The organism is Pseudoalteromonas sp. AS84 (assembly GCF_038900255.1).
GTDB lineage: Bacteria > Pseudomonadota > Gammaproteobacteria > Enterobacterales > Alteromonadaceae > Pseudoalteromonas.
On sequence record NZ_JBBMQY010000006.1, the window covers coordinates 189,796 to 201,500 of the forward strand.

Annotated in this window: 10 protein-coding genes; 1 reads left to right on the top strand and 9 read right to left on the bottom strand. The window is 41.5% G+C overall.

Translation table 11 applies throughout. The features are described from left to right. Positions 1 to 2: 2 nt before the first annotated feature. Positions 3 to 2,021, bottom strand: coding sequence for a DNA helicase Rep (gene rep / locus WNY79_RS08925; protein WP_024605304.1), 2,019 nt, complete (start codon positions 2,019 to 2,021; stop codon positions 3 to 5). Between the two features lie 161 nt (positions 2,022 to 2,182). Between rep and WNY79_RS08930 the strand changes: the two genes are divergently transcribed. After that, the gene (locus WNY79_RS08930) at positions 2,183 to 2,446 is read left to right on the top strand and encodes an accessory factor UbiK family protein (protein WP_024600398.1); all 264 of its coding nucleotides are present in this window, start codon (positions 2,183 to 2,185) and stop codon (positions 2,444 to 2,446) included. A gap of 44 nt (positions 2,447 to 2,490) precedes the next feature. Here WNY79_RS08930 and WNY79_RS08935 read toward each other — a convergent pair whose 3' ends face one another. The 8 genes from WNY79_RS08935 to ilvG form a co-directional block, all read right to left on the bottom strand. After that, complete coding sequence (locus WNY79_RS08935; protein WP_342875682.1) at positions 2,491 to 3,135, bottom strand: NAD(P)H-binding protein; 645 nt, start codon at positions 3,133 to 3,135, stop codon at positions 2,491 to 2,493. Between the two features lie 4 nt (positions 3,136 to 3,139). Further along, positions 3,140 to 3,802 carry a carbonate dehydratase gene (can, locus tag WNY79_RS08940; protein WP_007582103.1) on the bottom strand — a complete coding sequence of 221 codons (663 nt, stop codon included), beginning with the start codon at positions 3,800 to 3,802 and terminating at the stop codon, positions 3,140 to 3,142. A 30-nt stretch (positions 3,803 to 3,832) separates the two neighbouring features. Continuing rightward, positions 3,833 to 5,008 carry a methyltransferase gene (locus WNY79_RS08945; protein ID WP_342875683.1) on the bottom strand — a complete coding sequence of 392 codons (1,176 nt, stop codon included), beginning with the start codon at positions 5,006 to 5,008 and terminating at the stop codon, positions 3,833 to 3,835. Between the two features lie 61 nt (positions 5,009 to 5,069). Then, positions 5,070 to 6,053: an ABC transporter substrate-binding protein gene (locus WNY79_RS08950; RefSeq protein WP_170072513.1), complete on the bottom strand. Its 984-nt coding sequence runs from the start codon at positions 6,051 to 6,053 to the stop codon at positions 5,070 to 5,072. 147 nt (positions 6,054 to 6,200) lie between these two features. Then, positions 6,201 to 7,754, bottom strand: a complete 1,554-nt coding sequence (gene ilvA, locus WNY79_RS08955) for a threonine ammonia-lyase, biosynthetic (RefSeq protein WP_024600394.1) — start codon at positions 7,752 to 7,754, stop codon at positions 6,201 to 6,203. Positions 7,755 to 7,756: 2 nt separating this feature from the next. Next, positions 7,757 to 9,613 (bottom strand): dihydroxy-acid dehydratase, encoded by a 1,857-nt coding sequence (ilvD, locus tag WNY79_RS08960; RefSeq protein ID WP_024600393.1) that lies wholly within the window; start codon positions 9,611 to 9,613, stop codon positions 7,757 to 7,759. 103 nt (positions 9,614 to 9,716) lie between these two features. Then, the gene (gene ilvM, locus WNY79_RS08965; RefSeq protein WP_076925340.1) at positions 9,717 to 9,962 is read right to left on the bottom strand and encodes an acetolactate synthase 2 small subunit; all 246 of its coding nucleotides are present in this window, start codon (positions 9,960 to 9,962) and stop codon (positions 9,717 to 9,719) included. Continuing rightward, on the bottom strand, positions 9,959 to 11,608 hold the full coding sequence (gene ilvG, locus WNY79_RS08970; RefSeq protein WP_342875684.1) for an acetolactate synthase 2 catalytic subunit: 1,650 nt from the start codon (positions 11,606 to 11,608) through the stop codon (positions 9,959 to 9,961). Before ilvG ends, ilvM begins: the two co-directional genes overlap by 4 nt. Between the last annotated feature and the right edge of the window lie 97 nt (positions 11,609 to 11,705).

Here is an 11,705-nt window from a genome sequence, read left to right on the forward strand (position 1 = left end):
TATTACTCAGGCTTTTTAAACATTGCACGAAGGTTAGCGACTCTTGCTTGGCCTTTTTCCATTCGCTCTGCTTGCGTATTTGGCGCTTTTTTGTTTTCGAACGCGAGATCGTCCTGCGGTAACTCTTGTACAAATCGGCTTAACTCAGTTTGTGAGGTTTCACCAAATTGACGACGTATTTTTGCATAAGTAAGTGTTAACTCCTGCTGTGCACGAGTAATACCAACATAAGCTAACCGGCGTTCTTCATCTACGTTATCTTCATCAATACTTACCTGATGCGGAAGTAAGCCCTCCTCCATACCCACCATAAATACGTACGGATACTCTAAGCCCTTTGATGCATGCAGTGTTGATAAGTGCACCGCATCGGTTTCATCTTCTTCTTCGTTACGCTCAAGCATATCCCGAAGGGTTAGCTTGCTAACAACCTCAGCTAATGTCATTGGTTCGTTGTCGGCATCACCGGTCAACATATCGGTTATCCAGCGATATAATTCAGATACGTTTTTCATACGCATTTCAGCGGCTTTTGCGCTCGGTGACGACTCGTACAAATATGCCTCGTAATTAATGTTACGCACTAAGTCTTTAACAGCTTCGAGCGTATCACCACGTACTGCGTTATCAGATAGCTCAACAACCCAGCGTGCAAACCCAGCAAGCGCATTAAAGCCACGCCCTTTTAATCTATAACCTAAATCGTTATCAAAACAAGTAGCAAACAAGCTCGCGTGCTTTTCGTTAGCGAGCGTTCCAAGCTTTTCAAGTGTGACCGTGCCTATTTCTCGTCGTGGTGTATTTACAATACGTAAAAATGCATTGTCGTCGTCTTGATTAACTAAAAGCCGTAAGTACGCCATAATATCTTTAATTTCTGAACGAGCGAAAAACGACATACCGCCACTAATTTTATAAGGGATACGGTTACTCATTAAAGATTTTTCAAAGCCACGTGCTTGATGATTACCACGATATAAAATCGCGTAATCTTTATAGCTTGTGCGCTTCATAAACTTATGCGAAATTATTTCAGCAACCACGCGTTCAGATTCATGCTCTTCATCGCGGCACCCTATTACTTTAATCGGCTCACCATAACCTAGTTCACTAAATAACTTTTTTTCTATATCGTGTGGGTTATTTGCAATCAAAATGTTAGCCGCTTTTAGTATTCGTCCTGCACTTCGATAGTTTTGCTCAAGCTTTATAAGTCTAAGCCCTGGGTAGTCTTTACCTAATAACACTAAGTTTTGTGGGCGAGCACCACGCCATGAGTAAATTGATTGATCGTCATCACCTACCACAGTAAAACGGGCACGCTCGCCTACTAGCAATTTAACAAGTTGATATTGGCTTGTATTGGTATCTTGATACTCATCCACCAGCAAGTATTTAAAGCGTTGCTGCCAGCGCTCACGAGACGTGGCGTTATTAGTAAGTAACAAAGTAGGGATCATAATTAAATCATCAAAATCCAGTGCGTTATAAGCACGTAGCTGATTTTGATAGCGAGCATACAGCTGTGCAAACAATGCCTTTTGCGCATCACGCGCTTCGCGTATTGCTTGCTCTGGCAGTACTAATTCATTTTTCCAACTACCAATTTCCATTTTAAGTAGTTTGAGTAAGTCCTTGTCTTTTTTTAGCTCATCCTCGGTGAGTTCACTAAGAAGCTGATTAGTATCTTGATCATCAAATAACGAAAAGCCGGGTTTAAACCCTAATGTACTTAACTCTTTTTTTATTATTTCTAAACCAAGTGTATGAAACGTTGATACCCATAAACCTTTAGCGTCTTGTTTACCAAGCGTTTGCAATACTCGCTCACGCATTTCTTTGGCTGCTTTATTGGTAAAAGTAACAGCGGCTATATTTCGCGCTTTGTACTCACATTTTTTCACTAAATAAGCGATTTTATTAGTAATAACACGGGTTTTACCAGAGCCTGCGCCCGCGAGTACTAAGCAGGGACCACTAATATATTTTACGGCTTCATCTTGTTTAGGATTGAGTTTCATAACGACCAAAGAAATTTAAAAGACGCACAATTTTAACGTAACCATTACTGCGAGCATAGCAATTGCCTTAATTAATTAAGGTAAAGATGATCATGTGTTAAATACCGTGGGTATAAGGTAATATTAGTTATTATCATTTAGGCAATGCCGAAGGGACAATTATGATCAACCCAGCAAAACTTGAAGAAATTGCTAAGCAAATTACTAGCAATATGCCACAAGGTGTAAAAAACCTAGCAGACACACTCGAAGGTAAAACAAAGCAAGTTTTACAAAACAAGCTTGCTGAGATGGACTTTGTGAGCCGTGAAGAATTTGATGTGCAAAGCCAAGTACTTATTCGTACTCGCGAAAAGTTAACTGAGCTTGAAGCTAAAGTTGCCTTACTTGAGCAACAACTTAGCACTAAAACTGACGCTGAATAATTAAAAAAAGGCAGCTTAGGCTGCCTTTTTGCGCTTTACTAAGTTTATTCAAATAGCTCATCAAGTACATAGTAAGATAACTTAACCTGCTGCGCTAAACTCACACTCAGCATTTTTTGCGCAACTTGCTCGCCAGTTATTGGTTTGTAACGCTTTAAAAACGCAAATCGTGTAATAACAGGAAAAATAATACTGCCTATCTTTTCTGCCACTCTAAATTGCTCACGATCACCTAATAATAAAGACGGTTGTAAAATACTTATTTTATCAAAAGGGAGTGCTTTAATATGTTGCTCAAGCTCACCCTTCATTTTCAAATAAGCACTATTACTGTGCGTGTTCGCCCCGCTTGATGACACTAAGCAGTAATGCGTAACACCATTATATGCCGCTAACTGCGCCGCTATAAACTGATAATCAAAATCTACTTTACGCTGAGCTTGTGTAGAGCCCGCCCGTTTACGGGTTGTACCCAAACACGAAAACAATGCGTCACCTTTAAAAAGCTCAACGTATTGAGTTAATTTTTCAAAATCAATAACGTGATTAACTAGCTTTGCGTGTGTAATAGGCAAAGCCCGACGACTTAACGTAACCACTTTAGTATAACGATCGCTATTAAGTAGCTTGTGTAGCAACTCATTACCGACCAAACCTGTAGCACCTATTAATATCGCCGTTTTAGTCATAAATTTATTTATTTTCGCCCACTTTATTAAGTACGTGCTGCACTGCTTTTTTGTAGCTTTGCGTTTCTTCACTCGCGCACGTTACTACAGATTCTAAATCATGAAGATGGCCGTTTTCTAAACCATAAACCCAACCATGAACGCTTAGCTCTTGGCCGCGTTCCCACGCATCTTGCACAATGTTAGTACGGCATACATTACGTACTTGCTCAATTACATTTAGCTCAATAAGGCGGCTTAAACGTTCGCTTTCTGGCATTGCATCAAGTTGTTCAAGATGCTTTTCTTTTACATCCCCTACGTGGCGTAGCCAATTATCAATAAAGCCGAATTTTGCATTGTTTAAAACGGCTTGTACGCCACCACAGCCATAGTGACCTACTACCATGATATGTTTTACTTTTAAAACCTCTACAGCGTACTGCATAACCGACAAACAGTTATGGTCAGTGTGTACAACCACGTTAGCAACGTTACGATGTACAAATAATTCGCCTGGTAATAAATCAACTATTTGATTAGCAGGTACACGAGAGTCTGAACAACCAATCCATAGATACTCTGGATTTTGTTGCATTGATAAAATTTTAAAAAACTCAGGATCAGCTTCGCTTGTACGTGCAGCCCAACGTTTATTGTTATCGAATAAATTTTTTAACTTTCTCATTGCATCTCTTATTAAGTCGAGGACGGAAATTTAATGGATATTAGCAAGAATCAAAATATTACGAGGCGTTAACTGCTTTTCACAAAAAGTATTCACACTCACCTGATAGCCTTGCTGTTGCAAATATAAAGCACGATCGAGCACAAGCCAAACCTCAATTGCCCTTCTGAACACATGTCGAACCAGTTCAACTCGGTCAGTTATTTTTTTTCGAGCAACCCCAACACCTAAATATTTATTATAATCAGCATCTTGCGGTAGGTTTATTGCCTTTTTGTCTGCAGCCCATGCACAAAATGATTTAAACGAATCTGAGAATATAGCTTTGTTAACCGAAGGTACGCTTACATAATATTGCTCGCCAGTAATCGATTTTCTAAGTGCGTCAAAACCAAGCCGCCATTCTAGTTCTGTTTTGCGTACTTTTTCCAGGCGAGAAGGTGCTGTAACGGTTTCTTGTAATGCGAGCTTTAAATCGCGATGCGTTAGGTTAAGCTTGCTTTGATTTGCAACCTCACTCATTGCACGGTACTCATTAGCCGTAAATAAATGATAGCAACAAGGTGAAAAGCTAATTTGTTGAACTTTCGCTAAACTTGCTTGGCGCATAAATGCTTGGTGCAAATCACCACATGCGTGTAGCGCTACGGCATGCATATCAGCATTAAAAAATTGAGTGATATCGTCTTTTAATACATCTGCTTGGCTAAAATGCATTGCTAAGCCTTGTTGCTGTGCACTTTTTTGCCCTTGCTCGCATAAGCTTTGTTGCAGCTCAATACTATGCACATTACTTGCGCCATTAAAAGCAAGCATTCGCCCTAAGTGCCCTTTACCCGCACACCACTCTAAAACCGGTTGCTTAGTAGTAGGTAATGCAGATACAAAATCTTGTAACTGATCAAACTTACGACCTTTAATCCCGTTACTTATCCAAAATGGATAGTCGACTCGAGACTGTGCAGAGCTAGGTAACTCACATAGCTTAGCAAGTTCATCAAGTTGGTTTATGTGTTGGCTAAAAAATTTGTATAGCTGATTTTGATCGTTATCAAGAACTGTTACCTGATCATCAGTTAGTTCGTTAAGCATGCCTTGCAGCTCTGGCCAAGGAATAGTGTCAAAATCAAACGCGGTGCACTGCCAATACTGACGATGGCTCATTAAAAGTGAATCAAGTGCAAAAAATTGCTCGGCTAAAGTCATAACAGCTTAAAAAATAAAAAGACAATTAATTATATCAGCTCAGTGAGTTCTCATTAAACAGTTATTTTTGGCTAAAAATCAGCCGTAAATACAAAGGTATTGAAATAATACTCACCAAAATAGCGGCTATGAGCATCCAAGATAATTGCATCTTTTCGGGTTCTTGGTATTTATAAATAAAGTGAGATTTTACTTCGTCAAATTCGTTTTGCTGTATGCCATATAAGTCAGCAATTAAGCGCCATTTTGCTATCGACATATGCCCTAAACTAGTGGTGGGTGGAGTTATATAACTTTTTAGTACTTCAGCCTCAAAGGCGAGCTGATGAAAGCTTTTGCTCGGTGCATAGTTTTGCTGGGTGACTGCAATGGCTTCATCCATATTCATCATTGCATAGCGCCAACCTTTTAAGCTCGCTTGGTAAAATTTTTCGACCGTTTGCGGATTTTTCTTAAGCATGTTTTCGCTGGTAAATAAAATGTCGCTATACACGTCCATTCCATATCGCTGTGGGCAAACAAGCCGATGGGCTACACCTTGCTGAGTCATATAATAAGGCTCTGTAGTAACATACACTTGCATCGCATCTAGTTTGTTTTCAATCCAAGCCTGAGCTGGATTCTCGCCATCGTAAACTTTGAGATTACCTACTCCTACACCACTGCGTTTAAGCATAACAAGTAACTCGGTGCTATCTTTTAGACTCACCGCTGTAATACGCTTATTAACGAAGTCACGTGGGTGAAAAATATCAGAGGTGTCTTTTACCATCCAGCAATAAGGTGAAAACTGCAGTAAAGCAGCCATAGCAACAAGAGGCTGACCATTAATGCGCTGCTGCAAAATACCAGAATGCCCTACGCCAAATTGCGCTTCACCACTTGCAACAGGACCAAAAGTATCAGGTTTCATTGGATTAGCTTGTTTAATGGTGACATCAAGGCCAACATCATTATAAAAACCTTTTTGCTTTGCCATATAATAACCGGCAAACTGAAATTGATGTGTCCATTTTAACTGTAATGTAACTGATTCTTGCGCCATTATGTGGCTGCAAAAAAAGCACAATCCAATGATTAATCCTTTAAATAGCAACGAGGTGTCCTCAAAAGCATGACGATTACCTGTAACTATATGTAAAACGTGTGATAAAGCAAGCACCCTAGTTAGATGCCTGCCTTTAAAGAAGGGTTATACTGAGGCGAGTTTTTCGACTTTTTCTGCTTGCGGTTTTGATGTTAAAAATTGAGTAAAACACGGGTTTTGTGTTTCATCTTGTACACTGTAACCTAAGCGATTTAAATGCTCGTTAAACATCTCATACTGACTCGGCTCAATAGCAAAACCGGCTAGTACATTCCCCATAGAACCACCGTGATTACGATAATGAAACAAGGTAATGTTCCAATTACTGCCTAAAGTATCTAAAAAGCGTGCAAGTGCGCCCGGATATTCAGGAAACTCAAAGCGAAGTAGACGTTCATGTAATTGCTCTGGCGCTTTGCCCCCAACCATGTAGCGCACATGTAATTTAGCGAGTTCGTTGTCTGATAGATCGCAAAATTGATAATCGTTACTTGTTAAGTCTTGCTTTAGCTCATTAAGCTCTTGCTCGCCTTGGCGCAGGGCAATACCTACAAATATCTGCGCTTCACCAGGTCCTGCATAGCGGTAGTTAAACTCAGTAATAGCACGGCCACCTAAAGAAGCACAAAACTGCTTAAAGCTGCCTTTTTCTTCTTTAATAGTAACAGCTAATAATGCTTCGTTTTTTTCACCCAACGCAGTGCGCTCTGCTACATAACGCAAACGATCAAAGTTTAAATTAGCACCCGATAAAACAGCGGCTAAGTGCAACCCTTTTAATCCCGATTGCTGACTCCACTTTTTAAGCCCAGCTGTTGCAAGGGCACCTGATGGTTCTGCAATTGCACGCGTAGATACAAAAATATCCTGCATGGCTGCACATATTTCGTCGCTAGTTACTGTAACAACCTCATCACAAAACTTTTGCGCTAAACGAAACGTTTCAGTACCAATAATTTTAACCGCTACGCCATCGGCAAAACTACCAACGCGATCAAGCTCTACTGGCTTACCGGCTTCAAGTGCTGCTTGTAAACATGCACTTTCGTCAGCTTCTACGCCAATTACTTTTATATCTGGACGCAACGATTTAATGTAAACCGCCATACCAGCAAGTAAACCACCACCGCCAACAGGAATAAACACAGCATCAAGCTCGTTTAATTGCTGCATTAACTCGCGTGCTACAGTGCCTTGACCAACAATAACGTCTGGGTCATCAAATGGTGGGACAAATATACCGTTACGCTGCTCTGTAAGCTCAAGCGCATATGCTTTTGCTGCATCAAAATGATGCCCATGTAGCACAACTTCACCGCCAAGCGCACGGACTGCGCTGACTTTTATTTCAGGCGTTGTTACTGGCATTACAATAGTTGCTTGATGCCCAAGGTGAGATGCACTTAATGCAACCCCTTGAGCATGATTACCCGCAGAGGCAGTGATAACCACCGAGCCTTTAGGTAATTTATTTAATTTGTTATAGGCACCGCGTAATTTAAACGAATACACGGGCTGTTGGTCTTCACGCTTTAACCAAACATGGTTACCTAGCTTTTTACTGAGTTCAGCCATTTCGCTGACCTCAGTAACTTTAGCCAAAGGCTCCATGTTTGCTTGAATAATAGCGCGAAAATAATCGAGCTCTTGAGAGACCATAATTAACTAAGCGCCTCCAATTTAGCTAAATCGCGCACAGCGCCTTTATCGGCACTCGTTGCAAGTAATGCATAGGCTTTTAAAGCAGACGACACATAGCGCTCACGATCAACTGGTTTGTACGCCATTTTCCCGCGTGCTAATTGCTTTTGTTTACGCGCCTCAAGTTCTTCATCGCTTAGCGCTAAAGTGATTTCGCGTGTTGCGATATCAATAATGATTTTATCGCCATTTTCAACATAAGCAATTGCACCACCACTTGCCGCTTCTGGCGACACGTGACCAATTGATAAACCTGACGTACCACCCGAAAAGCGACCATCCGTAATAAGGGCACACTTTTCAGCTAAGCCTTTCGATTTTAAGTAGCTTGTTGGGTATAGCATTTCTTGCATACCAGGACCGCCTTTTGGTCCTTCATAACGAATAACCACTACATCACCGGCTTTTACTTCATTATTTAAAATACCTTCTACCGAATCATCTTGTGATTCGTACACCACTGCGGTGCCTTCAAAATGCAGCATTTCATCAACGACACCTGCACTTTTCACAACACACCCATCAACGGCTAGGTTGCCCGATAGCACAGCCAAACCACCGTCTTGGCGATAAGCGTGTTCAACGCTTCGAATACACCCATTCACACGGTCATTATCGCCTTCATCCCAACGACACTCTTGGCTCATTGCTTTAGTTGTACGAATGCCCGCAGGACCCGCACGATAAAACTTGCGCGCAGCTTCGTTAGTTGGGTCTGTTGCATCCCATTTTTTAACAAGCTCAGCCATCGTTGACCCAGCGACATGATTAACCGACATATCAACTAAACCCGCTTTACCAAGTTCGCGAACAACTGCCATCATGCCACCAGCACGGTGGACATCTTCAATATGGTACTCTGGTGTTGCTGGTGCAACTTTACATAAAAACGGTGTTTTACGAGAAAGCGCATCAATGTGCGACATATCAAAATCAACGCCCGCTTCTTGCGCTGCAGCGAGTAAATGTAATACGGTATTTGACGAGCCGCCCATTGCAATATCAACAACCATTGCATTCATAAAGGCTGTTTTATTGGCAATAGCGCGTGGCAATACATCTTGATTATCTTTTTGATAATACTCACGACATAAATCAACAATACGAGCACCCGCTTCAACATACAGTTGTTTACGGTCTTTATGAGTGGCAAGCGTGGTACCGTTACCCGGAAGTGCTAAGCCTATTGCCTCTAACAAACAGTTCATTGAATTTGCAGTAAACATACCTGAACACGAACCACATGTAGGACACGCAGAACGCTCTACTTGCTCTGAATCTGCATCACTTACCGATTCATCAGCGCCTTTAACCATGGCATCAACTAAATCAAGTTTAATATCGATGTTAGCAAGCTTAGTTTTACCCGCTTCCATTGGACCGCCCGATACAAATATTACCGGTATGTTTAAGCGTAGTGCTGCAAGCATCATCCCTGGAGTGATTTTGTCGCAGTTTGAAATACAGATCATAGCATCGGCGCAGTGACCATTTACCATGTACTCAACCGAATCAGCAATTAAATCGCGCGAAGGCAGCGAATAAAGCATACCACCGTGTCCCATCGCAATACCATCATCAATCGCAATGGTATTAAATTCTTTAGGAACGCCACCGGCTTGGGTTATTGTCTCACCCATAAGTTCACTAAGCTGATTAAGGTGTACATGTCCTGGTACAAATTGTGTAAACGAGTTAACTACGGCAATAATCGGTTTACCAAAATCAGAGTCTGTCATACCTGTTGCGCGCCATAATGCTCTTGCGCCTGCACGTTTACGTCCTTCAGTTGTTGTTGCACTTCTTAATTTAGCCATAGTTACCTCTGTTTTTGCCGCAATAAAAGCGGGCATTCCTCATTCTAAAATTGGTAAATAACTGAGTGTCTCAGTTACTCGTAAATTATTTTTTAATTCGCAATTACACAGCCTGTTGGTGCTGTAAATTTTGTACAGTGACTTCTTTAACATCCACTAGCTTATTTAGCTGGCTTGTTAATAGGTGAATAGGTTTATCACTATCTACCGTCATGGCTACATTGTATAAACCATCATCTATATTGAGTTGAAAATGCGTAAGGTCAAAACCACGATGACGCACTACTCGTAAAAAGCGCTCTACCGCTATACTTTGGCTTTTTAATGCAATAGTTAGGCTATGTTTCATTTTACTTTCTCCGTCATCATTTCGTCGTTAGCAGCCCCAGGTGGTACAAGTGGCCAAACATTTTCTTTATCATCAATACAGGCATGTACTATGTACGGACCTTTGCTGTTTACTAATGCAGTAATAGCATCATCAACTTGGTTTGCATGGGTAATTGTTTGCCCTGGAATACCAAATACTGCAGCTAATTGAACAAAGTCAGGGTTATCCGACAGGTTAGTTTCAGAGTAACGGCCTTCAAAAAATAGTTCCTGCCATTGGCGAACCATACCCAAGCGTTGGTTATCTAAAATTAATATTTTTACAGGTAAATTATTACGGCGAATAGTGGCTAATTCTTGAATATTCATCATTATTGAACCATCGCCCGACACAGTAATAACAAAGTCATCAGGGCGTGCAACTTGTGCGCCAATAGCGGCCGGTAAACCAAAGCCCATTGTGCCAGCGCCACCACTACTTAAATGATTACTCGGGTGGCTAAACTTCATGTGCTGTGCTACCCACATTTGGTGCTGACCCACATCGCAACACACAACACCCGTTTTTGGCATGCGTTGGCTCAGTTGGTTTAATAAGTACGGTGCATAAACCTTCTCACCCGGGTAGTCGTAACGCCACGCGTGCTTAATATTCATTTCTTTGTTTGTGTCACACCACGCTTTAGGTGTTACAAAACACTCAAGTGCGGGTAAAGAGGTTTTTAAATCAGCAATTAATGAAGCTTTAGCTGGTTTACGCTTACCTACTTCAGCGGCATCAATATCTAAATGAATTACTTTAGCTTTAGCTGCAAATTTAGCTAAGTTACCCGTTACGCGGTCATCAAAGCGCGCACCTATACACACAAGTACATCACATTCCTGCACTGCAATATTAGCAGATTGAGTTCCATGCATACCAAGCATGCCTAAGTAATGCTCGTAGTCAGGTAATACACTGCCCAATGCTTTTAGTGTTGATACAGCAGGCATCTGGGTTTTATTTAAAAACTGCATTAACTCGTCTTGCGCATCAGCGGCTTGTACACCACCGCCTACATACGCTACAGGCTGTTTAGCCTCACTCAACAATTGATTAGCAATAGCAACTTGCTTTAAATCTAACTCTGGTAAGTATTCATCAGCTGCTAGCCAAGGTTTAAAAGGGACTTGCGCCATTTGAATATCTTTAGGGATATCGACAAGTACAGGACCTGGTCGGCCGCTTTGCGCTAAATGAATTGCTTCTTGTAATATCTCTGCTAAGTCTTCCGCTCGTTCTACCATGTAGCTGTGCTTAGTACACGAAAGCGACATACCTAGTACATCTATTTCTTGAAACGCATCTGAACCAATAGCTGCAGTAGGCACTTGGCCGGTGATCGCCAATAATGGTACTGAGTCCATCATCGCATCAGCAAGGGCAGTTATTAGGTTAGTTGCACCTGGGCCCGATGTTGCAAAACACACACCTAATTTACGCGTACTGCGAGCATAACCAACAGCTGCAAACCCTGCACCTTGCTCATGGCGAGTAAGGTAGTGTTTGACTGGCGCGCCATACAGCGCATCGTAAATTGGCATAATAGCTCCGCCTGGGTAGCCAAATACTTCATTTACGCCGTGTTTGGCCAATAAGTCGATTGTTAGTTCTGCGCCTGTCATTAATAAACCCTCATTCCTCAGTGACAACCCAATTACATTTTTACGCTAAAAATTTTACCCTTAAAACTAAAAAGCCCTCCGAACGGTTAAGTGCGGA